At 70.3% G+C, this 24816-nt stretch carries 21 protein-coding genes and 2 pseudogenes; 12 read left to right on the top strand and 11 right to left on the bottom strand.

All coding sequences use genetic code 11. From position 1 onward, the window contains the following. Positions 1-42: 42 nt before the first annotated feature. From G6045_RS19770 to G6045_RS19780, 3 genes are all read left to right on the top strand, one after another. A complete protein-coding gene (locus G6045_RS19770) occupies positions 43-1590 on the top strand; it encodes an MFS transporter (protein WP_328707833.1) in 1548 nt (515 codons plus the stop codon). A gap of 119 nt (positions 1591-1709) precedes the next feature. Further along, on the top strand, positions 1710-3704 hold the full coding sequence (locus G6045_RS19775; protein ID WP_165333335.1) for a DUF4132 domain-containing protein: 1995 nt from the start codon (positions 1710-1712) through the stop codon (positions 3702-3704). Further along, positions 3701-6034 carry a DUF4132 domain-containing protein gene (locus G6045_RS19780; protein ID WP_165333336.1) on the top strand — a complete coding sequence of 778 codons (2334 nt, stop codon included), beginning with the start codon at positions 3701-3703 and terminating at the stop codon, positions 6032-6034. Before G6045_RS19775 ends, G6045_RS19780 begins: the two co-directional genes overlap by 4 nt. Before the next feature lie 99 nt (positions 6035-6133). Here G6045_RS19780 and G6045_RS19785 read toward each other — a convergent pair whose 3' ends face one another. Continuing rightward, positions 6134-7216 (bottom strand): hypothetical protein, encoded by a 1083-nt coding sequence (locus G6045_RS19785; RefSeq protein WP_165333337.1) that lies wholly within the window; start codon positions 7214-7216, stop codon positions 6134-6136. Positions 7217-7285: 69 nt separating this feature from the next. Then, on the bottom strand, positions 7286-7939 hold the full coding sequence (locus G6045_RS19790) for a maltokinase N-terminal cap-like domain-containing protein (RefSeq protein ID WP_165333358.1): 654 nt from the start codon (positions 7937-7939) through the stop codon (positions 7286-7288). 66 nt (positions 7940-8005) lie between these two features. Between G6045_RS19790 and G6045_RS19795 the strand changes: the two genes are divergently transcribed. The 5 genes and pseudogenes from G6045_RS19795 to G6045_RS41530 form a co-directional block, all read left to right on the top strand. Further along, positions 8006-8812, top strand: a complete 807-nt coding sequence (locus tag G6045_RS19795) for a hypothetical protein (protein WP_165333338.1) — start codon at positions 8006-8008, stop codon at positions 8810-8812. Positions 8813-8857: 45 nt separating this feature from the next. Beyond that, complete coding sequence (locus G6045_RS19800) at positions 8858-9553, top strand: DivIVA domain-containing protein (protein WP_165333339.1); 696 nt, start codon at positions 8858-8860, stop codon at positions 9551-9553. A gap of 170 nt (positions 9554-9723) precedes the next feature. Next, positions 9724-10308, top strand: coding sequence for a dihydrofolate reductase family protein (locus G6045_RS19805; protein ID WP_165333340.1), 585 nt, complete (start codon positions 9724-9726; stop codon positions 10306-10308). Positions 10309-10450: 142 nt separating this feature from the next. Next, positions 10451-11449, top strand: coding sequence for a TIGR03842 family LLM class F420-dependent oxidoreductase (locus G6045_RS19810; RefSeq protein WP_165333341.1), 999 nt, complete (start codon positions 10451-10453; stop codon positions 11447-11449). Positions 11450-11578: 129 nt separating this feature from the next. Beyond that, positions 11579-11767 (top strand): annotated as a pseudogene (locus G6045_RS41530) (nitrate reductase); the annotation flags it as partial. 636 nt (positions 11768-12403) lie between these two features. On the opposite strand, the gene G6045_RS19820 reads toward G6045_RS41530, so the two are convergent. Then, positions 12404-12922, bottom strand: coding sequence for a hypothetical protein (locus G6045_RS19820; RefSeq protein WP_165333342.1), 519 nt, complete (start codon positions 12920-12922; stop codon positions 12404-12406). Between G6045_RS19820 and G6045_RS19825 the strand changes: the two are divergent. Further along, positions 12918-13238, top strand: a pseudogene (locus G6045_RS19825) (cytosine permease); the annotation flags it as partial. The gene G6045_RS19820 and the pseudogene G6045_RS19825 sit on opposite strands and share 5 nt — an antisense overlap. On the opposite strand, the gene G6045_RS19830 reads toward G6045_RS19825, so the two are convergent. Continuing rightward, on the bottom strand, positions 13188-14594 hold the full coding sequence (locus tag G6045_RS19830) for an aspartate aminotransferase family protein (RefSeq protein ID WP_165333344.1): 1407 nt from the start codon (positions 14592-14594) through the stop codon (positions 13188-13190). The pseudogene G6045_RS19825 and the gene G6045_RS19830 sit on opposite strands and share 51 nt — an antisense overlap. A gap of 87 nt (positions 14595-14681) precedes the next feature. Between G6045_RS19830 and G6045_RS19835 the strand changes: the two genes are divergently transcribed. Next, positions 14682-15578 carry a LysR substrate-binding domain-containing protein gene (locus G6045_RS19835; RefSeq protein WP_165333345.1) on the top strand — a complete coding sequence of 299 codons (897 nt, stop codon included), beginning with the start codon at positions 14682-14684 and terminating at the stop codon, positions 15576-15578. A 71-nt stretch (positions 15579-15649) separates the two neighbouring features. Here G6045_RS19835 and G6045_RS19840 read toward each other — a convergent pair whose 3' ends face one another. Further along, the gene (locus tag G6045_RS19840) at positions 15650-16879 is read right to left on the bottom strand and encodes a threonine synthase (protein WP_165333346.1); all 1230 of its coding nucleotides are present in this window, start codon (positions 16877-16879) and stop codon (positions 15650-15652) included. Positions 16880-16888: 9 nt separating this feature from the next. Beyond that, positions 16889-17683, bottom strand: coding sequence for a GNAT family N-acetyltransferase (locus G6045_RS19845; protein WP_328707832.1), 795 nt, complete (start codon positions 17681-17683; stop codon positions 16889-16891). Here G6045_RS19845 and G6045_RS19850 point away from each other — a divergent pair. Continuing rightward, positions 17682-18065, top strand: coding sequence for a DUF6578 domain-containing protein (locus G6045_RS19850; RefSeq protein ID WP_165333347.1), 384 nt, complete (start codon positions 17682-17684; stop codon positions 18063-18065). The genes G6045_RS19845 and G6045_RS19850 overlap by 2 nt on opposite strands. A 33-nt stretch (positions 18066-18098) precedes the next feature. Here the strand turns inward: G6045_RS19850 and G6045_RS19855 are convergent, their stop codons facing one another. Further along, entirely contained in the window at positions 18099-18521 is a 423-nt protein-coding gene (locus G6045_RS19855) for a MarR family winged helix-turn-helix transcriptional regulator (protein WP_165333348.1), read from the bottom strand. Between the two features lie 192 nt (positions 18522-18713). On the opposite strand from G6045_RS19855, the gene eno reads away from it, so the two are divergent. Continuing rightward, positions 18714-20015: a phosphopyruvate hydratase gene (gene eno, locus G6045_RS19860; protein WP_165333360.1), complete on the top strand. Its 1302-nt coding sequence runs from the start codon at positions 18714-18716 to the stop codon at positions 20013-20015. Between the two features lie 75 nt (positions 20016-20090). On the opposite strand, the gene G6045_RS19865 is transcribed toward eno, so the two are convergent. Genes G6045_RS19865 through G6045_RS19880 form a run of 4 tightly spaced genes read right to left on the bottom strand, consistent with a single transcriptional unit; the run spans position 20091 to position 24763 of the window. Then, on the bottom strand, positions 20091-20930 hold the full coding sequence (locus tag G6045_RS19865) for a carbohydrate ABC transporter permease (protein ID WP_165333349.1): 840 nt from the start codon (positions 20928-20930) through the stop codon (positions 20091-20093). Continuing rightward, positions 20920-21885 (bottom strand): carbohydrate ABC transporter permease, encoded by a 966-nt coding sequence (locus tag G6045_RS19870; protein WP_165333350.1) that lies wholly within the window; start codon positions 21883-21885, stop codon positions 20920-20922. Before G6045_RS19870 ends, G6045_RS19865 begins: the two co-directional genes overlap by 11 nt. A 7-nt stretch (positions 21886-21892) precedes the next feature. Next, positions 21893-23152, bottom strand: coding sequence for an ABC transporter substrate-binding protein (locus tag G6045_RS19875; protein WP_165333351.1), 1260 nt, complete (start codon positions 23150-23152; stop codon positions 21893-21895). A 15-nt stretch (positions 23153-23167) separates the two neighbouring features. Next, positions 23168-24763, bottom strand: coding sequence for an FAD-dependent oxidoreductase (locus tag G6045_RS19880; protein WP_165333352.1), 1596 nt, complete (start codon positions 24761-24763; stop codon positions 23168-23170). Positions 24764-24816 lie beyond the last annotated feature (53 nt).

The following is a 24816-nucleotide window of genomic DNA, read 5'->3' on the forward strand; positions in this document are numbered from 1 at the left end:
CCGCTGACGCTGGTCAGCCTGGCTGTCGGAGCGCTCGCCGCCGTGTTCTTCGTGCTCTGGGAGCTGCGGCGCCGCTCCGTCCTGATCGCCGTCTGCATCGCGCTGATGGCCGTCATCGCCTCGGTCTCCGGCCTGAACGTGGCCCAGCCCGACCTGGCCGTGGAATTCGGTGCCTCGCAGTCGGCGATCCTGTGGATGATCAACCTCTACACGCTCACCCTGGCCGCGCTGCTGCTGCCCCTCGGTGCGCTCGGCGACCGGCTCGGGCGCAAGCGCATGCTGATCGCGGGCCTGGTGCTCTTCGGTCTCGCGAGCGTCGCCGGCGGGCTCGCGCCCTCCACCGAGGTCATGCTCGGTGCCCGCCTGGTCAGCGGAATCGGCGCCGCGATGATCATGCCGATCACGCTCGCCGTCATCACCTCCACCTTCCCGGAGGAGGAACGCGGCCGCGCCATCGGCATCTGGACCGGGGTCGCCGGAGGCGGCGGCATCCTGGGCATGTTCCTGTCGGCCGCCCTGGTCGACGTCGCGAACTGGCGCTTGCTGTTCGTGCTGCCCGTCGTCCTGGTCGCGGTGGCCCTGGCGATGACGCTGCGGTCCGTCCCCGACTCCCGTGAGCACTCCCGTCACGCGTACGACACCACCGGAGCGCTGGCCTCGGTCGCCGCTGTCGTCGGCCTGATCTATTTCCTGCAGGAGGGGGCGGAGCGCGGCTGGAGCGAGCCGCTGACGCTGGTCAGCCTGGCTGTCGGAGCGCTCGCCGCCGTGTTCTTCGTGCTCTGGGAGCTGCGGCGCCGCGAGGGCGCGCTGCTCGACGTACGCCTGTTCCGTGCGCGTGGACTGGCCGGCGGTTCGCTCACGCTGCTCGCCGTCTTCGGCGTGCAGGCCGGGATCTTCGTCGTCCTCTTCCCGTTCCTCCAGGTCGTGCTCGGCTGGTCCGGACTGCTGTCCACCGCGGCCCTGATGCCCATGGCCGTCCTCATGATGATGACGTCCGGGCTCGCCCCGAAGCTCGCCGAACGCGTCGGCCCCAAGGCCACCATGGCCACCGGAATCGCCTTGTCCGGAGCGGGACTCGGCCTCATGGCCGCGCTCGTCTCCGTCGACGGCGGCTATCCGTCGTTGCTGCCCGGCATGCTCGCCATGGGGCTCGGCATGGGTCTGTCCATGACCCCGTCCACCGAGGCCATCACCTCCTCGCTGCCCCAGGAACGCCAGGGCGTGGCCTCCGCGCTCAACGACGTCACCCGCGAGTTCGGCACCGCCCTCGGCATCGCCCTGCTCGGCGCACTCCTCTCCGCCGGCTACCGCGACGCGATCGGGGAACGGCTCGACGGCTTCCCGCCCGAGGCCGCGGGCCCCGCCCGCGAGGGCGTCGCCAACGCCCTCGACGCCGCCCACACCGCCGGCCCCCAGGCGCAGCAACTGGTCCGCATGGCCCGCGAGTCCTTCGTCGACGGCTGGCAACAGGCCATGTGGGCGGGCGTGTTCGTGATGGCCGCGCTATTCGTCTACGTGGCGCTGCGGGGGCCCGAGCGCAAGGCGCGCGGGACCGAGGGCGCGGAGGCGGCCCAGGCGCTGACCGTGTGACCTCGACACCTCAGGGTGGGCCGGTCAGCCACCGGCCCACCCTTGCTCGACAGCGCCGGTGCCGGTGGTCAGCTCGGCCCTGCGGGCGCGTTGTCAGACCCCCCTGCCATGATCCCCGCATGGTGAACGAGACCTTGGCGGGCGAGGCCCGTGAGCGAGATGTGCTCGATGGCGTGCGGCCGGATGCGCTGACGCGCGTACCCGCCGACGCGCCCTGGGCGGCAGCGCTCAGGGAACGTGTCGGGGCCGGGCGGGCGGCCGAACTCGCCGCTCTCGTACGGCACCTCGCCGCTCTGTCGTCCCCGCGGCCCACACAGAAGTGGCGGCGGACTTGTCTCGACCTCGTGGCCGCCGCGAAGGCGGACGAGCTCGTCGCCGCAACGCTCCGGAACCTCGCCGAGGGAGAGGCCCTGTGCACCCGGGACCACGGCGCGCACACGGCCTGGATCGGCGGTGACTACCACTATCACTACGTCGTGCACAGCAACGACACCGATCTCGCCCGGGGCTCCGTCTGGGCGGCAGCCCTGACCGGCGGGCCCGAGGCGGTACGTCACCTCGGTGCGCTCGCCCTGCGGGTGAGCGGCGCCGAGCGCGGTGTCATCGAGGACCTCAAGCTCTCCGGCGCCGCCATCAACGCCCTCGCCGACACCGGCGCCCCCGCCTCCCTCGAAGAGCTCTGGCGGCTCCAGGCGAAGATCAAGCACCGCGCCCTGCGCAAGCAGCTCGACACCGCCCTGACGACCGCCGCGGAGAAGCAGGGCATCACCCCCCAGCAGCTCGTCGAGCGCAGCGTGCCCCGCCATGGGCTGGGCGAGGGCAGCTCGCTGGTAAGGGAGTTGGGCGACCATCGCATACGGATCGAGATCGAGGACGCCACGACCGTACGCCTCACCTTCACCCGCCCCGACGGCACCATCTCCCGCACCGCACCCGCAGCCGTGAAGGACGGATTCCCCGAGGAGCTCAAGGAGCTGAAGGCGTACGCCAAAGAGCTCCGCGGCACCCTCGCGAGCGAACGCGCCCGCGTGGAGGGCCTGTTGTCCAGCGACCGCGTATGGCCGTACGACGAGTGGTGCCGCCACTACCGCGACCACCCGGTCACCGGGGTGCTGGTCCGCGGCCTGATCTGGGAGTTCCGCGACGGGACCGGCGCGTGGCGGGCCGCCGCGCCGGGCGCCGGACCGGAAGACGGCACCGCCGCACACGTCAGGCTCTGGCACCCGATCAGGGCCGAGTCGGACGAAGTCCGCGCGTGGCGCGAGCGGTTGATGACCGACCGGCTGCGCCAGCCCTTCAAGCAGGCCTTCCGTGAGATCTATCTGCTCACCCCGGCCGAGGAGCGGACCCGCCTCTACTCCAACCGCTTCGCCGCGCACATCGTGCATTACCAACAGCTGTACGCCCTGTTCAAGGTGCGCGGCTGGCAGTCCAACTACCTCGGCAGTCACGACGGCGGTTACGACGGCACCGCTCGGGCCGAGTTCGGGGACGGCGCGTGGCGGGCGCTGTTCCACCACGAGCCCGCGTCGGACGACTTCCGCTACTCACCGGACCACGCCGCCACCGACCAGGTCCGCTTCGAGCGCCGCCACGGCCGGCAGTGGCGCGAGGCGCCGCTCGACGAGGTGCCGGCACCGGTGTTCAGCGAGGCCATGCGCGATGTCGACCTCTTCGTCGGCGTGACCTCGATCGCCGCCGACGCCCAGTGGACCGACCGCGGCGAGGACCGGTACACCGACTACTGGCGGACCGCGACCTTCGGCGCCCTCACGGCCACCGCCGAGATCCGTCGCGAGGCCCTGGAGCGGATCGTGCCCCGGCTGACGAAGCTCGCCGACCGCTGCGCCTTCGGCGGCCGCTTCCTGGTCGTCCGCGGCGACTTGGCCACGTACAAGATCCATCTCGGTTCGGCGAACATCCTCATGGAGCCCGATGACGCCTACCTCTGCATCGTCCCGGCGGCGCGCTCGCCGCGAACGGGCGGTCAGGTCTTCCTGCCCTTCGAGGACGAGCGGCTCTCGCTGATTCTCAGCAAGGCGCTGATGCTGGCCGCCGACACGAAGATCACTGACGCGACGATCCGCCGGCAGATCGAGCGGGGTGCCCGATGAGCCCGGAGGCGGAACGACTGCTGCGGGCGCTGACCGATTCCGACGCCCGGCTCGATGTGCGGGAGCCCGTCGAGCTGAGCGAGGTCGGCGATGACGAGCTCGGGACCCTGCATGCGGCGGCGTTCCACGCGGGTCCTGAGCAGGCTCCGTGGGAGGTGGTGCGCGTGCGGGCGTCCGTGATGGCCGCGGCGCGTCAGCGGACTGCGCGGTATGCGCCTCACGCCGTGCGGAGGATCTTCGAGGTGTTCATCGAGGAGTGCCGCGCGGGCCGGCCGGTGGATCTGAGGGAGCTGCTTCCCGTGATCGAAGGGTTCATCGACCCCGTGCCCGACGCGCCCGAACTGGCCCGCTCCCTCGTCGAGTCGGCCTGTGAGCACCAGCCGTTCCGTCAGCCGTTCGCGCTGCTCGCGCTCGCGCGCCTTGCGGGCGAGGAGACGGTGCGGGCGGCCGTCGCGACGGTGGCGCGGAAGAGCGGGCCGATCGTCGCCGACGAGATGGCGGTGCGGGCGGGACTCGATCCGGCCGCGCAGCGACGGCTCGCCGGCATGGACCGGGACCACCGGCTCGTGGAGACGGACGCGCACGTGTGGTTCAGCGCTGCTGCCCATCCCGCGTACGTCGCCTTCGCCCGCCGCGCCTTGGAAGCCGCGGCCGCGCGCGCCGAGGCGATACAGGCCCGGGAGATCCCGTACCAGCCGGAGAAGGCCTTCACGGACCGGGAGGTGACTGTCCTCGGCGATGCGCTGCGAGTCGCCCTGGTGCGGGACGAGGACTGGCTGCCCGAGGTGTGCGCACGGCTGCTGCCCGGCATCGCGCTGGCTCCCGGCACCGCGAAGACGCTGCCCTCGCAGGCCCTGCTCTACGAAATCGCCCGCGCCACCAAGGAGTTCCCCACCCCCGAACTCGTCGCCGCCCTGCGCACCGTACGCCGGACCGTGCGCCACGCCGGCGTGCCCAAGCAGCTCGACAAGATGCTGAAGAAGGCCGACATCGCGCTGGCGGAACGGACCGAGGTGGCCCTGCGTCTGCCGCGTCTCGACTTCGACGACGACGGCGTCGTGCGCAGGTCCGCCGGAGAGTACGAGGGCGTGGTCACCGTGACCGACACCGCCGTGCTGACCTGGGAGAAGGACGGACGCACGGTCAAGAGCGTCCCGGCCGCCGTACGGCGCAACCACGGGGACCTCGTCAAGGAACTGCGCGATCTCGTCAAGCGCGTCAACGCCCAACTAGCCACCCTGCTGAGGGCTTTGGAGGGAAGCTTCGTCGTCGACGACGCGACCCACGCGTACGCCTTGTGGCGCTCCGAGCTGGCCGGGCATCCGCTCGCCCGGACCCTCGTGCGCCGGCTGATCTGGGAGATCGAACTCGGGCCCGACCGCTGGCAGACCGTACTGCCCGAGGCCGACGCCGACCTCCCCGAGGCCCCCGCCGACGCTCGCGTACGCCTGTGGCATCCCCAGCGGGCGGAGCCCGAGGCCGTACGGCGGTGGCGTGAACTGCTCACGGAACGTCAGGTGCGCCAGCCGTTCAAGCAGGCCTTCCGCGAGATCTACCTCCTCACCCCGGCCGAGGAGGAGACCCGCGTCTACTCCAACCGTTTCGCGGCCCATATCGTCCACTACCGCAAGATGTTCGCCCTGTTCCGGGCCCGGGGCTGGCAGAGCAGACTCCTCGGCGGCTGGGACGCCGGTGAGGAGGACTGGGCCGAGCGGCTCGTGGACTCGGGCCGGTGGCGGGTCACGTTCCGCCACCTCTGGACCGACACGGAAGGTGCGCACGAACTCGCCTCGACCGACCAAGTCCGCTTCCAGCGCCGGGAGTCGGGGACCTGGCGTGAGGCGCCGCTCGCCGAGGTGCCACCGCTGGTGTTCAGCGAGGCCATGCGCGATGTGGACCTGTTCGTCGGCGTCTGCTCCATCGCCGCCGACGCCGACTGGACCGACGGCGGGCCCGAGCGCGCCTACTGGGAGCGCGCCGGATTCGCCGAGCTGACCGAGACCGCCGAGGGGCGCAAGGAGGTGCTCGCGCGACTGCTGCCCCGGCTGAAGATCGCCGAGCGCTGCACGCTCGACGGCCGCTTCCTCGTCGTACGCGGCGACTTGACCACGTACCGGATCCATCTCGGCTCGGCGAACATCCTGATGGAGCCGGACGGCGCCTACCTGTGCATCGTGCCGGACCGCCGCCGGGCCACCAAGGGAGGCCAGGTGTTCCTGCCGTTCGAGGACGAACGGCTCGGCCTGATCCTCAGCAAGGCCCTGCTGCTCGCCGCCGATACGGAGATCGCCGACCAGAGCATCCTCCGGCAGATCAAGCGCGGAGCCTGAGTCAGGGCCTGATCCACAGGACAGGCCCTGGCCCAGGGCAGATCCACAAGGCAGGCCCTGGCCCAGGGCGGATCCACAAGGCAGGCCCTGGCCCCGCGTTCAGGAACGGCTCGCGGTCCCGCACTCCCCGCCGCGCCCGGTCCCCTCGAGACCTTCGCTGCGGTCGTACGGGTCGAGTCCCTCGTCCCCGCCGCCGCGTTCGTGGTCCTCGGCGAAGGTGGGGGAGAGGAAGCCGATGACGTCACAACCGCCGTTGGTCGTATGCACCTTGTACGAGGAGAACGAGAAGGTGCCGCGTTCCGTCCGCACCTTCGACGGGTCGTCCCAGCTCAGCACCAGCTCACGGCGCACGATGGTGCGGGTGACCTCGTCGCTGCCGCCTTCGACGCGGGCGAACGGGTAGACGAAGGTGACGTCGGCGGTCACTTCGAGGGCGCCGTACTCGCCCTCCTCGTACGAGAGCCGGCCGCGCGTCTTGACGGCCTCGCCGACGAGCTCGACCTCGTCGGTGCGGTAGCGCGTGAACAGGAGCAGCGGGTCGTTGTCGCGGGTCGGCTCGGTCAACGCGGTGGTCAGCAGCGGCTTGACGTCCGCCTGGCGAGGGTTGACGAGGCCGATCGCCGCGTCCGGACGCTTGCCGCGCAGCACGGCCGGATCGAGATTCGACGCGACGACGAAGTCTCGGGACTTGTCGAGGGCATCCGCGACCGCGGCCTTGTCCATCCAGCCCGTCGCCCGCGCCTCGGGCACATGGATGCCGTCCGCCCCGTCGGCCCACTGGGCGGCCGGGGAGCCCTTGAACGGCTCGTCCCTGGTGGGCTGTTCGGCACCGCCGCCCGCCGGCGCTCCGGACGGACGCGCGGACTCCGCGGCGAGCGGACGGTCGTCCGTGCCGCCGGCGCCGAACCAGCCGGACAAGGCGCCGGGCGTGAGCGCCACGACAAGGCCGGCCACGGCGAGCAGCAGCGCAAGCACCTGCCTGGTCTTGAACCGCCGCTGCCGCGGGGGCTGGTGAGCACGCCACCCCTGCGGGCCGTCGGGGGTGTCGCGCAGTCGCTCCGCGACCATCCGCGCCCGCGCCGAGGGTTCCTCGGGCGCGCCGGGGCTGCCCGCCTCGGCCTCGCGCAGGAAGCGCTCCCACTCCTCGTCCGGTATGGACGACTCGTCCTTGTTCGTGCTCAACTCCCGGCCCCCTTCTCCCTGCGAGCGATGATCCCACAGGGGTTGAAGGGGCACATGGGGCGCGTGCGGTCAGGCTCCCGGATGCACGGTGACGGAGTGGCCGCGGACCTGCGACGCATCGGCACGCTGCCACACACCGCTGACGTGACCGTCTCCTCCCGGCGCGAGCGCACGCACCAGCCGGAGCGTCGCACCGCTCGTCAGCCGGATCCCGGTCCCGCTCTCCGTGTCGGTGACGGCCCCGATCCCGGCCGCCCCGAACGGCGAACCCTCGTACGCGACCCGGACGTCACGGTCCTCCTGATCGCTGACGCTCTGCGCCTGTGCCTTCGCGCGGCCGTCGATCAGCGCCGCCAACTCACCGACCAGGACCGGGTCATGGCCCCCGTCGTAGACCCACCGCTTGCCGAGCACGCCGTGCTCCGTGGTGCCGATGAGGGCCTCGTCGGCGCCCTGCAACGGTGCGCCGCGGTAGGTCATCGGGACGAGATACGAAGCCTCCTCCGCGCCGCTGTGCGACGCACCGCCGTACGGCGCACCGGCATCGCTGACGACCATGAACTCGATCCCGACCCCGCCCTCGGGGTCGTCGAGCCGGAACCCGCCCGCCCAGGAGGGCCGCGGCCCCTCGGGACCATCCCGGTACCACGGCCGCCCGGGCAGCCAGTCCGTGAGGAGCTCCAGGATTGACCGGCGACCCTGCTGGGCACCTTCGTGAGCGATGCACTAAATGCGCGAAAAGCTAGTGATTCTGGCGCCCCGTCAGGAATCGGCGTAAGAGGTACAGAAATGCCGTTGCCGGAGTCCGTCACCTCCCTCACCTCCGTCACCACCCTCCACTCCTTGCTCAAGTTCATCGAGCACCGCATCTGGGTCGCCGTCGGCTGCTGCGCCATGGCCACGGCCTCCACCGTGGCGCTGGTCCGCCGGGCCCGCGCCCAGGCGGGACTGCTGCTGCTCACCGCCTCTGCGCTGATGCTCGCCGCCGTGCTGCTCGACCTCGCCCCTGAGGCCTGGCGCGAGACCGTGCTCCTCGGTGTCCCCGGCTGGCTGCCGCCCACGGTCGCCCTCGCCTCGTACGCCGTGGTCGGCTTGTGCACCCGCGGCCACGGACGCGCCCGCCCCCACCCCGGCCACGCACCGGGACGGCACCGCCGCCTCACCGAGACGGCCGGTGTGGTGTCGGCCGGACTCGGCACCGCGGCCGCGCTCGGCGTGCACCGCGTCATGGAGGGGACGACCCTCGCCCTGATCCTCTCCGTCCCCGTCTTCCTCGCGCTGCTCGTGCTCTCCGTCGGCAACGGTCTGACGCTCGGTGTGATGCTCCAGGACAGCGGCCAGGGTCCGCTTCCCTGGCTGGCCCTCGCGTGCCTTGGCCCAGCCCTCGGCGTACTCCTGAGTGTGCTGCACCCCTTCCCCGCAGTACTGCTGCCGTCGGCGCTCGCCGTGGTGGCGGGGATCATCGTGCGCCACGCGGTCGTCGGCGTGCGCCTAGCGCTGCGCCGCCACGCGAACGGCCGCCCGCCGGACTGGCATCGCGCGACGGCTACGGCGGCGGTCCTCGCGACGGGGGCGCTGCTGCTGGCGGCGCACTGAGGCCTGCACGCTCCGGACCGGTACAGACAGGGAAGTGAGGCATACGTGAACGAGCACGAGGTGGCCGAACGCGCGCTGAGCGAGCACAAGGTGAACGCGCACGAGGTGAACGCGCACGACGTGATCGACCGGCACCCCGAAGTCCCCGGTCAGCAGCGCCCGTTGCTGACCCCCGACGACGTCCACCACAAGTGGTTCACGACCACACGTCTGCGCGAGGGCTACGACCTCGGCGAGGTGGACACCTTCCTCCAGGACGTCGAGTACACCCTCGCCCACCTCCACCGCGACAACGCCGACCTCCGCCGCCGGCACCCCGCCCCCGCGGACACCGGCCACGACGCCGCCCGCATCATCGCGCTGGCCGACCGCACCGCGGGCCAGGCGATCGCCGCCGCCTGCGCCGAGGCCCAGCGCATCATCGACGAGGCCCGCGCGAAGGCCGGCCACCTGGAACAGGAAGCGACGGCCCGAGCGGCCCAGGCCTCCGCACACGCCGAACAGGCGGCCGCCGACCACCTCCACACCCTGGACCGCGAGATCCGCGCGAAACGCTCGGAACTGGAAGCCCTCACCAGCTCCCGCCTCACCCTCGAACGCCAACTGACCGGCCTGCGCACCCTCCTCGCCGACTACCGAAGCCGCGTGACGGTCCACTTCGACGACCACCTCGAGGACCTGGAGCGGCAGACGGAGCAGTACCTTGGGTCGGCTTGGCCGTCCGTGGAGCGGGGTGGGTGAGGCGGCTGGCGGGGCTGGGTCTCAACCTGGCCGCCATGCACCGGATGCTCGACACCGCGGCTCACCACGATTGGACGCCCCGCAGATCCAAGCCCCGATGAATTTCCGGCGCGCAACCGGTCTGTCCCCATGAAGGGCCACCCCAGGCCCACCGGCACCCGGGAGCTGTCATGAGCAAGGTAGTCATGCAAAACGTTGTCTCCGTGGACGGTTTCATCGCCGACAAGAACGACGACCCGGGCCCGCTCTTCGAGTGGTACGCCAACGGCGACGTGGACCTCGGCGGCCCGGGCCTGCGCGTCTCGAAGGTCTCGGCCGCGTATGTGAAGCCCGTGTGGGACGGCATCGGGACCCTGGTGATCGGCCGACATCTGTTCGACCTCACCAACGGCTGGGAGGGCAAGCCCCCGACCGGCCGGCACGTGGTCGTCGTCTCGCACCGGCCGAAGCCCGACGGCTGGCATCCCGAAGCCCCGTACCACTTCGAAGGGGACGTCACCCGGGCGCTCGCCAAGGCGAAGGAACTGGCGGGCGAGGGCAACGTGGGCGTGGCGGCCGGCGACGTGGGCGGGCAGGCCCTCGCGCTCGGCCTCGTGGACGAGATCGCGATGGACGTCGTACCGGTGGTCTTCGGCTCCGGCAAGCGCTACTTCGGCACGGTCGACGCCCAGCACCTCCTCGAGGACCCCCACGTCGTCATCCAGGGCGACCGCGTGCTCCACCTCGCCTACCGCGTACGGCGGCAGACCGCCTGAAACCGTCTGGGTGGACACGCGTAGAGCCCTCTTGCCAACGCCCTGGAACAAGTCCACGATGGTCGCTTCTCGGTGGCCCCGGCCTGCGGACTCGCCCCGGAAAAACGGGGCTTGACGTGGGCTTCGAAACAGGAGCACCAGCATGGACTTCGGACTCGTTCTGCAGACCGACCCGCCGGCCGCGCACGTCGTCAGCCTGATGAAACGGGCCGAACGCAATCGCTTCCGCTACGGATGGACCTTCGACTCGGCCGTGCTCTGGCAGGAGCCCTTCGTCATCTACAGCCAGATCCTGGCCCAGACGCAGCGGCTGACCGTGGGGCCGATGGTCACCAACCCGGGCACCCGCACCTGGGAGGTCACCGCCTCCACGTTCGCGACGCTGAACGACATGTACGGCAACCGCACGGTGTGCGGGATCGGGCGCGGTGACTCGGCGATGCGGGTGGCCGGGCGCAAGCCCAACACCCTGGCGCGGCTCGGCGAGGCGATCGATGCCATCCGTGACCTGGCGGAGGGCCGCGAGGCCCAAGTCGACGGTGCGGCCCTGCGGTTGCCGTGGGTGCGGGACGGGAAGCTGCCGGTGTGGATGGCGGCGTACGGCCCGAAGGCGCTCGCGCTCGCCGGGCAGCGGGCCGACGGTTTCATCCTCCAGCTCGCCGATCCCTTCCTCACGGAGTGGATGGTCCGCGCGGTCCGTGACGCCGCCACGGCCGCGGGCCGCGACCCCGCCGACATCAAGATCTGTGTGGCCGCACCGGCCTACGTGAGCGACGATCTGGCGCACGCCCGCGAGCAGTGCCGCTGGTTCGGAGGCATGGTCGGCAATCACGTCGCCGACCTGGTGGCCCGCTACGGGGAACATTCGGGTCTCGTCCCCGAGGCGCTCACGGCGTACATCAAGCAGCGCGAGGGCTACGACTACAGCCACCACGGCCGCGCCGGGAACCCGTCCACGGACTTCGTCCCCGACGAGATCGTGGACCGCTTCTGTCTGCTCGGGCCGGTCGAGGCGCACCTCGAGAAGCTGCGTGTGCTGCGGGACCTGGGCGTCGACCAGTTCGCCGTGTACGCGATGCACGACGCTCGCGAGCAGGTCATCGACGTCTACGGACAGGAGGTCATCCCCGCGATGGGATGACCGGTGTGCAAGCCGGGCAGGTCAGAGGTCAGAGCAAGCCGGGCAGGTCGGAGCACGCCGAAGCAGGTCGAAGCACGTCAGAGCACGTCAGGGCAATCCTCAACACTCCCCAAGAGGAATGGACCGGGCATGACGTACGCGAACCCCTCACCCCACGTGGGTGAACCAGCCGTCCCCGCAACCCAGTTGGTCACCGCCGACGGCCAGGTCGAGCTGGCCCCCGGCGCCTATCCCACCGACAGCGCGTACGCCAACGACGACCTCAAGCCCGTACCGGTCGCCGAGCGGCACTGGACCACGTACAACTTCGCGGCGCTGTGTGGTGCATGGGAGCAACCACAAACATTGCACTCAGTGGCGCCTGACCTGCATCGACCACGGCTGCCGGGGCCGTGCTCGTATTCCGCCCGGAACTTCAAGGAGCGACGGATGAAGCGCTCGTGAGCGGCTTCCTGCGGCGGTAACACATCCACAACGGCCTCCTGGAGTTCGTGATCCCAGGGGCAACTTAGCGAGCCCCTGCTTCGGCGGGGGCATTGTCGTAGGACGAAACGTGCCTGAAGCCGACTGGAAGGTCAGCTTCCAGAGAACCGTCGATGCCTGGGTCCCGGGCGGCGAGATCATCAAGCTGAACGCACAGAAGGCCTTCGCGGGGCCTGACCCTCAAGACGAGCCCGAAGGGCTCGAGCTTCCAGTACGCGGAGGGCTCCATGACCGTCATGTGGGCCCTGGGGCCCGACATGGACGGCGATGAGCTGCTGGACATGCGCCGGGGGAGGCCAGGTCCGGCAACGGCTGGGCCAAGCCGCCCAAGATTCCCGAGGGTGCGGACTACGAGTTGATCCCGCCGGACGGCGAGTAGCCGTCGCCGGCGCTTGAGGGAGCTAGCGGGTCGGCTTGACCGGCCCGGCAGCCCTCCGCCCGGCTGCTAAGGGAGACTCTTCAGAGTCTCCCTTAGCAGGTGATCGACTTGGAGGAGCCGGTCCTGGGGTCGGTGCCCTCCCCGTCAATCCATACCCGCCAGGTCTGAGTACCGCTGCAAGGGGTCGACACGGCAACGGTGCCGACCTTCTCGTCACTGGCGTCAAAGCCGTCGGTGTTCTTGGTGAACCAAACCCCCAGGACTTTTTGCTGAATCCTGATCTTCATGTAACCGCAGTCGCCGCTCCAGGCACCGTATCCGGTGACACGGGCGCCGCTGGTCTTCAGTACATTGCCGGCCGTAAGGCTGCATGAGGTCGCGGCAGCGGGTGACCCACCCGCGAGGAGAAGCCCTCCAGCCATGGCGCCACCGAGCACAGCGGACGCAGTCTTCTTCTTGTAGTTACGCATGGTGATTCCCCCTACGAGCAGTGTCTGGTTCTGGAACGTGCAGGGATGCGGGTACAACGTCGCAGGCGGACCCTGTACGGACCTTGCATGAACCTTGCGCAGCTGCTCGCCATCGACCTGAGGTGGCTTGAGTTCGATCACCGACTACTTGCTGCTGCGCCGCACCCGGCTCGCGCTGCGGGAGTTGTACGTGAAGGAGGGCCGCTACTGGTACAGCGGCGGGTGGAACTGGCGTGCCGTGCTCGCGTTCACCGTCGGCGCGCTGCTCGCGGTCGGGGGCTCGCACTCGGCGCCGGGCAAAGGGCCGTTTCCCGAGGACGGGCTGATCCCGTTCCTGAAGCCGCTGTCGGATTACGGATGGGCCGTGGGGCTTGCGTCGGCGGCGGTGCTGTATCTGGTGCTGTCCTCACGCCGTGGCGTCGACGATCGCCTCGTCGAGGATCGCCAGGCCCAGTGAGAGCTCCTCCTCCGTCGCGGTCAGCGGCGGCGCGATGCGGAACACGCCGCCCATTCCCGGCAGTTGGACGATGTTCATGTGCAGGCCGAGCTCCAGGCAGCGGCGGGTGACGCGGGCGCCCAGCTCGTCCGAGCTCTCCTTGGTCGCACGGTCCACGACGAATTCGATCCCGGCGAGCAGCCCGCGGCCGCGGATATCGCCCACGACCTCGTGCCGGTCCGCCAGCTCTTCGAGCCCCTTGCGCAGATACGTACCGAGGGACCGCGCCCGTGCGTCGAGACCGTCGCGGGCCAGGACGTCGAGGACGGTGTTGCCGACGGCGGCCGGCAGCGGGTCGGAGACATGCGTGGTGAAGAACAGGAACCCCCGCTCGTACGCCTCCTGTTCGATCTCCGCGCTGGTCACGACGGCCGCGAGCGGCAGTCCCGCGCCGAGGGTCTTGGAGAGCGTGAGGATGTCGGGTACGACGCCGTCGCGCTCGAACGCGTACCAGGAGCCCGTGCGGCACAGGCCCGTCTGGGCCTCGTCGAGGATCAGCAGCATGCCGCGCTCGCGGCACTTGTCCCGCAGGGCGGCGAGGTAGCCCTCGGGCGGTTCGATGATGCCGCCCGAGCTGAGGATCGGCTCGACGATGCAGGCGGCGAGGCTGCCGGTGGACTGCGCGTCGATCATCTCGAAGGCGAAGTCCAACTGGCGCCGCCAGTCGAGGGCGCCGTCGGTGGTGGTGAAGTCGGGGCGGTACGCGTTCGGTACGGGGATCGCGAAGTGGCCCGGCGCGGTGGGTCCGTACCCCTTGCGGCCCGCGCTGTAGGTCGCGGATGCGGCGGCCTGGGTCATGCCGTGCCAGGAGCGCGCGAACGACACGATCTCGTGCTTGCCGGTGACCAGCTTGGCCATCCGGATCGCGGCCTCGTTCGACTCGGCGCCGGTCGTCAGGAGCAGGGTCTTCTCCAGCGGCGCCGGCAGCGTTGCGGCGAGGCGGCGCGCGAGGTCGACGACCGGGCGGCTGAGCATGCCGCTGTAGAGGTGGTCGAGGCTGCCGATCTGGCGGCGGACGGTCTCGACGATCTCCGGGTGGGAGTGGCCGAGGATCGCGCTCATCTGCCCGGAGGTGAAGTCGAGGATCTTCCGGCCGTCCGCGGTGTACACGAAGCTGCCGGCGGCGCGCTCGATGATCTCGCGGGTGAACGCCCCGCCGTAGCGGACGAGATGCCGGTCGGCGTCGGCCCAGAAGCCGGAAGCGGCGGCGGGGGTGGGCGAGTTGTCGCCCGTGGGTGCGTCCGTGTCCTTGCCCGGCGTGGCGCTCGTGCCTTCGCCCGGTATTGCGCTCGTGTCCTTGCCCGTGAATGCGCTCATGCCTTCGACCGTAGGTTCGCCGCGAGCATCGCGTCCATCACACACTTCCGCCCTTCCTGTACGGCAGAACCGCACAACAATGGCGGCATGATGAACCCCTGGAGGCTGCGCCTGCTCAGCCAGCTGGACACGCTCGGGACGGTCCGCGCGGTGGCCCAGGCCGCCCATATGAGCCCGTCGAGCGTGTCCCAGCAGCTGGCCGTCCTCGAGTCGGAGACGCGTACACAGCTCCTGGAACGCACCGGCCGCAGAGTGCGGCTGACCTCCGCCGGGCTGATCCTCGCCCGCAGGGCCCGGGCGCTGCTCGACCACATGGACAGTGTCGAGGCGGAGCTGCGCGGGTTCGGCGAGGAGCCGTCGGGGCTCGTGCGCCTCGGTGCCTTCCAGAGTGCGATCCACAGCATGGCGGTGCCGGCGGTGACCCGGCTCGCACGGGAACACCCGCACCTGGACGTCGAGTTGCTCGAACTGGAACCGCATGCGAGCGTGCCCGCGCTACGCGTGGGCGACGCCGACCTGGTGATCACGACCACGGACTTCGACGAACTGCCGCTCGGCCCCGACCTCGACCTCGTGCCGCTGGCCACGGACCCGGTCCTGGTGGTCCTCCCGGTGGGGCACCCCGCCGCGGCAGGCCGCGGGCCGATCGACCTCGCGGCGCTCGCGGACGAGTCCTGGGCGTTCGACATCCCGCAGTCGTACATGGCGAACCTGACCCTGCGGCTCTGCCGCCAGGCGGGGTTCGAACCCCGGGTGGTGTGCCGCTTCAGCAACTACCTGATGTCGCTGCAGCACGTCGAGGCCGGCCTCTCCATCACCTTGCTGCCCGGCTTGGCGGTGGACCCGCGCTACCAGGTGACGACCCGGCCCCTCGCCACACCGGTGAGCCGCCGCATCACCGCGGCCCTGCGCCGAGGAGTGCCGCCCAGGGCAGCGGTACGGGTAGTCCTGGACGAGCTGCGGCCCGGGCACCTGCCGGGATGAGGGCGCGCGGTGGCAGGGCCGCCTCCGTACGACGTACGGCAGATCAGGCAGGGCCGCCCCCGTACGGCAGATCAGGCCGGGCCGATCCCCGCGGCGGTCAGCCGGTCGAGGACCGATTCCCAGGACGGATCGACCGGGGCGAGCGTCCGGGCGCCCACGCCGATGTCCTGGAAGCCGCTCGACGTGGTCACACACACCACCGGGCCCTCGACCTCGGGCGCCGCGGACCGCAGTCCCGCCAGCCCCGCTGCGGCCGAGAGCTCCGACCACAGGCCCTGTGCGGCCAGTTCCTCCTGAGCCGCGCGGAGTTGTGCGTCGTCCACGAGGAGCGGGCGGCCGCCGCTGCGTTCCAGGGCCAGCACGCCGCGATAGCTGTTCACCGGGCAGTCGATGCCGTACGCGTCCGTCGCGCCGACCGGTACCTGGGCGCCCGGCACCTTCCGCCGGACCGCCGTGGCCAGCGGACCGCCCGCCGCCGGCTCGCAGCTGTACAGCGGCGGGACCCGGTCGGTCAGACCGAGCTGCCGGAGCTCGGCGAAGCCCTTCCCGATGCCGAAGAGCAGCTCGCCGTAGCCGGTCGGCACGAACACGGCGCCCGGGACGCCGACTTCGGCGGCGATCTCGTACGCGACGGTCTTGTAGCCCTCCGGGCCGAAGGAGCTCCCGGTGTGGAAGGGGGTGAGGTTGCTGACCGGGAAGAACCCGAAGTGGTCGACGATGCGCTCGGTCAGCGGCCAGCGGTGCTCGACCGGCACGGGCAGCACGACAGCGCCGTACGCGGTGAGGAACGAGGCGACCGCGGGCGGCAGTTCGGCCGATCCGAGCACCACGCAGCGCAGGCCCGCGCGGGCCGCATAGGCCGCGGCGGACGCGCCGTGGTTGCCGGAGGAGGCCACCACGATCCCGGGTGCGTCCACACCGAGCGCGGCGCTCACGGTGCAGCGGTTCAGGCGGTCCTTGTGGCTCCACGTCGGGTTGCGGGACTCGTCCTTGATGAACACGCCGCCGCCGATGTCGATCAGCGGAGTCCCGCCCTCGCCGAGCGTGGGCGCGAGCAGCGGGGGCAGCAGCGCGCTCCAGCGGTCAAGGCCCGCTCCGGTGCCGAATCCAAAACCGGCTCCGGTACCGGACAAGAAGTCCGCCGGCACGCGCGTGTGGTCGTACTCGACCTCCACCGGGTACGACATGGCGTCCGAGCTGGTGCGCGGGCAGCCCTTGAGCAGCGGGGGCCACAGCGGGTAGCGGATGTCCGGGTCGCCGAGGGAGCGTTGGGCGATGGCCAGGGATGCGGATGCCGGCATGATCGGATCCTAGGCGGTGCGGTCCTGCCCGCCGCTGTCGTGGCTTGCGGCACCGAACCACGGGAGGCAGGCCGCCAGCCCCTCCACCCCGACCGGCACCTGCTGCCGTTCCTGCCACTGCTCGGCAGTCAGGCGCAGGCGGTGCACCAGGGCCGCTGTTCCGCGTACGGAGTGGCGCTCCACGCCGTCGTCGCGGTAGCCGAGTTTGCGGGAGACCGTCAGCGAGGCCGTGTTGTGGTCGAGCGCGCCCGAGACGGCGTGCTGCGCGCCGAGACCCGCGAAGGCCAGGTGGAGGACGGCTGCGCGCATCTCCGTTCCCAGGCCCCGGCCTTGGTGGGCCCTGCCCAGCCAGGATCCGGTACTCACCTCGCGGCACACCGCGAAGTCCCGGGCGCTGATGCCCTGCGTACCGACGACGATGCCGTCGTGCAGCACCACCAGGTTCAACACCCATTGTTCCGGCTGCCATTCGCCCCAGCAGCGCCAGTGGTACTGCAGCACATTGCGGCCGCGCTGCGCGGGCTCGGCATCGGTCCAGGGCACGGTGAAGGGCTGCACCGCCGGGTCGTGCACCCCGTCGGCGGCCAGTGAGCCGAGCGCGGCGAGCTGGTCGAGGTCCGGCAGCCGCAGCTCGAGCCGCGGCGTGGTCAGGCGCAGGCCGGAGAGGGGCCAGTGGGTCGGCAGGGGCAGCGAGGTCATGCCCGGATTCTTGTCGCCCGCGGGCCGCCGGGCCATCGGATTTCCGTGTGCGGCGGTGGGTCGGCGCGACCGGCGGGCGCCGTCGCGCTGATAGACACGTCCCATGGGTGCGATGACGGTCTGGATGGACAGCTGGCAGATGGAATGCTGCGGTACGCCCTTCTCCCTCGGGGAACGGGTCGACTGGGCGGTGCGCGAGCCGGACCGCAACTGGCTTGCCGGTGTGCTCGGTTCGCAGGCCGCCGCGCAGGTGGACGCCGCGGAGGGGCACCACGGCGACGTGGACCCGGAGACGACGCACCGGGCGACCGGAACGGTGACCGGAATCCAGTACGTGCACTGCCGCTACGCCACCGCCTCCGACCGTACGCGGCATCCGGTGCCGGGGAGCGGGACGCTCACCGCGGTGCACGAGGCGGAGCAGTGGGTGCGCGACAGCGGGGAGTCCGAGTTCGTGGGGTATCTGGTGCAGGTCGACCAAGACTGACCGCCCGCAACACGAAGCGGCGAGAGACCCGCCTCAGCGGGCAGCGAGGCGGTTCAGAAAAGCCACGGTGTGGGCCAGTGACTCCCGTTCCTCCGGCGAGAGTTCGCCCTCGATGGCCTGAGCCAGCCAGCCGGCCCTGCGGCCCCGTTCCGCCTCCAGGGCGGCACGTCCCGTAGCGGTGAGCTCGACCAGCGTCTTGCGCTTGTCGGTGGGGTGCGCCCTGCGCGTGATGTGGCCCTGGTCCAGGAGCAGCCCCACGGCGCGCGCCATGGACTGCGGGCGCACGCGCTGGTCGGCGGCCAGATCGCTGGTGGTCATCGCTCCGTCGCGGTCGAGGGCGCCGAGCACGGCCACCTGGCCGACGGGGAGCTGGTCCTCGTGCTTGACGCGCCGCGCGAGCCTGCCCATCACGGTGCGCAGCTCAGCCGCGAGGGCGGCGGATTCCGGGGTGGGCATGCCCCAGCTTAACCCAGCAGCGGAACTGCGCAGCTGAACTGTGCAGCACAGCTGTACAGCGAAACTGCTCAGCAAGACTGCACAGCAATGCTGTACAGTTTTGAGCGTCAGCCCGGCCCCGCGCCACCGTCGTCGCAACGAAGCAGGTCGAGGCAACCGACAACGGGAAGGGCCATCCGCGCCATGAACTCCATGCCGTCCATAGCCGTCCGCACCACCATCGCCGCCGTCACCGCCCGCCAGATCCTCGACAGCCGCGGCAATCCCACCGTCGAAGTGGACGTCGCCCTTCAGGACGGCTCCCTGGGCCGCGCCGCGGTCCCCTCCGGAGCGTCCACCGGCGCACGCGAAGCCGTGGAACTGCGCGACGGCGACCCGCTGCGCTGGCACGGAAAGGGAGTCGCCCAAGCCGTGGCCCACGTCAACGGCGAGATCGCGGACGCCGTGCGCGGCCGCGCCGCCGAGGACCAGTCCGGCCTCGACGCGGCCCTTGTCGCCCTCGACGGCACCACGGACAAGTCCCGGCTCGGCGCCAACTCCCTGCTCGGCGTCTCCCTCGCCACCGCCAAGGCCGCGGCGGCGGCCCACCGGCTGCCGCTCTACCGCTACCTCGGCGGGGCCGACGCCCACCTGCTCCCGCTGCCGATGATGAACATCGTCAACGGCGGGGCACATGCCGACAATCCGCTGGACTTCCAGGAGTTCATGATCGCCCCGATGGGTGCGGAGACCTTCGCCGACGCCGTACGGATCGGCTCGGAGGTCTTCCACACCCTGCGCCGCGACCTGCTCGCGGCCGGCCACGCCACGGGGGTGGGCGACGAGGGCGGATTCGCTCCGTCCCTGCGTACGGCCGAGGAAGCGCTCGACTTCGTGGTCCGCGCGATCGAGCGGGCGGGCTACCGGCCGGGCGCGGACATCGGTCTGGTGATGGACCCGGCGTCCTCGGAGTTCTTCAAGGACGGGATGTACGACTACGTCGGCGAGGGCGTACGGCGCTCACCCGCCGAACATGCCGCCTACCTGGCGAAGTTGATCGACACGTACCCCGTCGTCTCCATCGAGGACCCGATGGCCGAGGACGATCTCGACGGCTGGCGGGAGCTGACGGCGCAGGTGGGCGAGCGCTGCCAACTCACCGGTGACGATGTGTTCTGTACGAACGAGGCGCTGCTGCGGGACGGCATCCGCACCGGCGTGGGCAACTCGATCCTGGTGAAGGTCAACCAGATCGGCACGCTCTCCGAGGCCCTGGCCACGGTCCGTACCGCGCACCGCGCCGGCTACACGGTCGTCATGTCGCACCGCTCCGGCGAGACGGAGGACACCACCATCGCGGACCTGGCGGTGGCGACGGGCTGCGGCCAGATCAAGACCGGCTCGCTGTCCCGCTCGGACCGTACGGCGAAGTACAACCAGCTCATCCGGATCGAGGAGGAGTTGGGGGACTCGGCGCGCTACGCGGGCGCGGAGGCGCTCAGCCGCAAGGCGTAGGTGTACGAAGGCCGGCGCGCACCGCCCCCACAGCGATGCGCGCCGGTGTTCCGGGAAACCCCCTGGAAATGCCCGTCACTTCAGCCCCGTATGCGCCAGCCCTTCCACGAACTGCCGCTGCGCGAAGACGAACACCGCGAGCACCGGGAAGGCGGTGAGCGAAGCCGCCGCCAGCTGCACGTTCCACATCGGGCCGCCGTACGCGTCCACGTACTGCGTCAGCGCCTGCGGGAGCGTGAACATCTCCGGAGTCGTCAGATAGACGATCGGTTCGAGATACAGATTCCAGCTGTGCAGGAAGGTGAAGATCGCCACCGCGGCCAGCGCGGGCCGGGCCAGCGGCATCGCGATCCGCCAGTAGATGGCGAACCGGCCGAGACCGTCCATCCGCGCGGCCTCCTCCAGCTCACCCGGCAGCGCGAGGAAGAACTGCCGCATGATGAAGGTCGCGAGCACGCTGGGCGCGCCGAGGATCGGCACCAGGACCAGCGGCCAATGGGTGTCGATCATGCCCCAGTCGTTGAACATCTGGAACAGCGGGACGATCGTGACCTCGCTGGGGATCAGCAGACCGGTCAGGACGACCAGGAAGAGGACGTTCTGACCGCGGAAGCGGATCCGCGCGAAGGCATAGCCCGCCATCGACGACACGACCAGCGTGCCGAGCGTCACCGCCACCGCGATGTACATGCTGTTGAAGTACTGCTGCCCGAACGGCTGCAGCTCGAAGACCTTCTCGTACGCGGAGGCCGTGGGGTTGCCCGGCAGCAGCGACGGCGGGAAGGCGAAGACCTCGCTCACCGGCTTCAGCGAGGAGCTGGCCATCCACCAGGTCGGGAAGACGAACGGGACGCAGAGGACAAGCAGCACCCCGTAGAGCACGAGCTTGGCGCGGGGCGAGAGCTTACGACTCATGGAAGACCCACTTCTTGCGCATCTGCCACTGGATCACGGTCAGCACGAGCACGATCACGAACAGCAGGACCGAGAGCGTGGCGCCGTATCCGAAGTGATGGAACTTGAAGGCCTGTTGGTACAGGTAGTAGACGAGGACGGTCGTCGAGCTGTTGGGTCCGCCCTGCGTGAGCACCGCGATCTGGGCGAACACCTGGAGCGAGCCGACCACCGTGATGATCGAGGTGAGCAGCACCGTCGGGCTGATCATCGGCATCGTGATCTTCCAGAACTGCCGCCAGCGCCCGGCGCCGTCCATCGTCGCCGCCTCGTACAGCTCACGCGGTACGCCCTGCAGCGCGGCCAGGAAGAGCACCATGTTCAGGCCGACGTTCTTGAAGACCTGCACGACGATCACCGAGGCCATCGAAGTGCCTTCGCTGCGCAGCCAGTTGGGCCCTTCGATGCCGAAGACGTCGAGGCCCGCGTTGATGCCGCCGTTCTTCTGCAGCAGGAAGCCCCACACGATCGTCCACGCGACGAGCGAGACGACCACCGGGGAGAAGAACAGGGTGCGGAAGACCACGCTGCCGCGCAGTTTCTGGTTGAGCAGCACCGCGAGCGCCAGGGCCAGCGTCAGGTTGAGGACGACGAGCCCGACGGAGAAGAGCGCGGTGGACTTCAGGACACCGGGCAGCTTCGGGTCGTCGAGCAGCTTCTGGTAGTTGTCGCCCCCCACCGAGTGGAAGGTGCCGGCAAGGACGTTCCACTCGTGGAAGCTGTACCAGACGACCAGGCCGAGCGGGATGAGCACGAACAGCACGGAGCCGATCAGCTGCGGTGCGATGAAGAGGTAGCCGGCGAGCTGATCCCGGCGCCGGGCGGTCCAGAACGGCCGCTCGGTCCGGGGCCGGCCGCCCTCCCCGCCGCCGGACCTGCCGGCGGCGGAGGTGCGGGGTCGTTCAAGGGTCTTCATGGGCAGGTCACTGCTCCAGCAGAGGCTTGATCGCGGTGCAGACGCCCGACAGCACCTTCTGCACGTCCGCGTCCTTCTTCCACAGCGGGTCCAGAGAGCCGCGCACCGCGTCGCCGATTTCCGCCTGTCCGCTGTGGACCGGCTTGACCTTGCCCTTCTCGATCCCGTCGATCACCACGTCCGACAGCTGCTTCTCGCTGAGCTTCGGGTTGGACTTGGCGAGGGTGGCGGCGTCCAGTTGCGAGCTGCGGGCCTGCGGGAAGTACGCGCCGAGCTTGGCCGAGTTCTCCTTGTTGGTCATGAAGGCCAGGAAGCCGTCGGCCTCCTTCGCGTGCTTGCTCTGCGCGAGGCGTGCGATACCGGCCTGTCCGATGACGTCGTACTCGCCCTTGGGGCCTTCGGGCAGCGGGACGAAGTCCCACTTGAACTTGTCCTCGAGGAGCGAGGCGCGGCTCATCTGTGTGACGGTCATCGCGGACTCCCCGGCGAAGAAGTCGGCGGAGGTGCCGGGGGCCAGCATCGACTCGTCCTCGAAGATCGCCTTGTGCAGTGAGGTCATCGCCTCGACCATCTCGGGCTTGTCGAAGCCGCAGGTCTTTCCGTCCTCGGACCAGGCCTCGGCACCCCAGCCGCCCCAGTACTGGGCGAGGTTGTCCCATGTCTTGTAGTCGAAGTCGCGGATGACCATGCCGGTCTTGCCGGTCTTGTCGTGCACCGCGCCGCCGAGCTTGGAGACCTCGTCCCAGTTCCACTTGCCCTGCGCGATGAGCTCGGCCGGCGTGGGCTGCCCGGCCTCCTTCAGCATGTCGTTGTTGACGAACACACCGAACGGCGAGGTGGAGAAGGGGTAGGCGTACAGCTTGCCGTCCTGCTCCCAGATCTTCTTGGCGGACGGCAGGACGTCCTTCTCGTCGTCGACCTTCACTTCGGCGAGCGCGCCCGAGGAGACGAAGTCGGCCGACGAGTTCTCGAAGATCCACGCCAGGTCGGGGGACTTGCCGCCGGCTATCTGCGTGGTGAGGGTCGTCGTGTAGTTCTCCAGCGGCAGCACGTCGAACTTGATGGACTTCACGTCCGGGTTCGCCTTGCGGTACTCGTCGGCGATCCCGTTGAGCAGCTTCATGTGCTCGGGGCTGCCGGACCAGACGGTCATCCGCAGATTCACGGGACCGTCCGACGCGGTGTCGGATCCACCGCCGCACGCCGTGAGCGCCAGGACCGAACTGGCGGCGAGTGCGACGAGCGAGATGCGGGTCTGCTTACGCATGAGGAGTGCTCCTGATCAGTAGCCGCTGATGTCGGGCCAGCGCAGCTCCACGCCATGTGAAGTGAGCAGACGCTGGAAGGTCTCGAGCCGTTCGGGGGTGTTGCGCACGGCACGCGGGCTGAGCCCGTGCTCGACGCAGTGGGCCGCGAGCAGACCTGCGGCCTCGCCGATGTTCCACTCGACGGGGTGCAGCCGGTAGCAGCCGTTGGTGATGTGCGTGGTGCCGAGGTTCTTGGACGCCGGCAGGAGGTTCTCCATGCGCTGCGGGATCAGCGCGCCGAGCGGGATCTCGAACGGGCTGGACGGCACGTCGATGTAGTTGTCGCCGCCGGTCGACGGGTGCAGATCGATGCGGTACATCCCGATGCCGACGGAGTCGCCGTAGTTCACGGCACCCTTTCCGCCGCGTACGTCGAGCGAGAGATCCTGCTCGACGACCGTGTACTCGGCCTGGATACGGCGCGATTCGCGGTGGTACGGGGCCTGCGCGAGACCGTCCGTGGAACCGGTGACGTCACCGCGCAGCCGCAGGCCCGGGAAGCCGGTGCCGCCGTCGGCGCGCGGGGCCTCGGTCTGCATCCAGTACAGCATCGAGAACGAGAGCTCCTTGGCCCGCGCCAAGTGCTGTGCGGCGTCCGGCACATCGATGGCCGGACCCTCCAGATAGTCGATCATCGGCCAGTTGACGAGCGTGATGTCACTCGCGTACGCGCCCGGCGTGAACATCTCGCGGGCCGCGATCCGCCGGAACGTCCACAGGTTCATATCGCCGCCGCTGACCCGCTGGTCGGCGATCACGGACAGCGGATCGTCCCCGGGGTTCGGGGTGAAGCCGCGCTCGACGACGTTCAGGGTGCGCGGGTGCGGCGCCCGGAAGGAGAGCAGCGGCGCGCCCCAGAACGAGGGTTCGTACGCGCGCCAGAAGTCGTACGCGGCGGGCTTGTCGATCGTGTGGTCGCCGTCGATGTGGTCGAGCGCGAAGCAGTACGACACGGCCTGCATGTTCAGGGGCTGTGCCTCGTCCGGTGCGCTGGGCTCCCCGGTGTCGGACTGCGCCTCGAACCCGGTGACGTACTCCGTGCCGGTGAGCGGAAGCAGTTCGCCGGTCTCGGTGGCGTCCAGGACATAGGACCCGGTGAGGGTGAGCCGCTCTCCGGTGTCGCGGTGCTCGACGGTGACCGAGGTGACCCGGTCGCCGTCCGTCTCGGCGGCGACCGGACGGTACGGCTGCAGGACGGTCAGCCGGCCCGAGCCGCGGTACGGCGCGAGCATCGCGTCGATCACGGCGACCGAGACGCGCGGCTCGTGGCACAGCCGACTGACGTGGCCCGCACCGGGGTTGAGGTCCCGGCGGGCCCGGGCCGCCTCGGTGAGCGGGTAGTGGCGCCGGTAGTAGTCGCGCACGCCTTCCCGCAGGGCGCGATACGAGGCGGTCGCGCCGAACTGCTCGATCCAGGTGTGCTCGTCCGGAGGCACGGCCTGGCTGGTGAGCTGCCCGCCGAGCCAGTCGTACTCCTCGGTGAGCAGCACGCTCCGGCCGGCCCGCAGCGCGCCGAGCGCCGCCGCGACACCGCCGGTACCGCCGCCTATGACGAGGACGTCCGCTTGCATGGGTCTCCTTTGTGCGGAAGGAACTTGTGCGTGTTCGGTGCGGTTCTTACGTG

Origin of the sequence: Streptomyces mesophilus (genome assembly GCF_011044995.1) — a bacterium.
In the GTDB taxonomy this organism is placed as follows: Bacteria; Actinomycetota; Actinomycetes; order Streptomycetales; family Streptomycetaceae; genus Streptomyces; species Streptomyces mesophilus.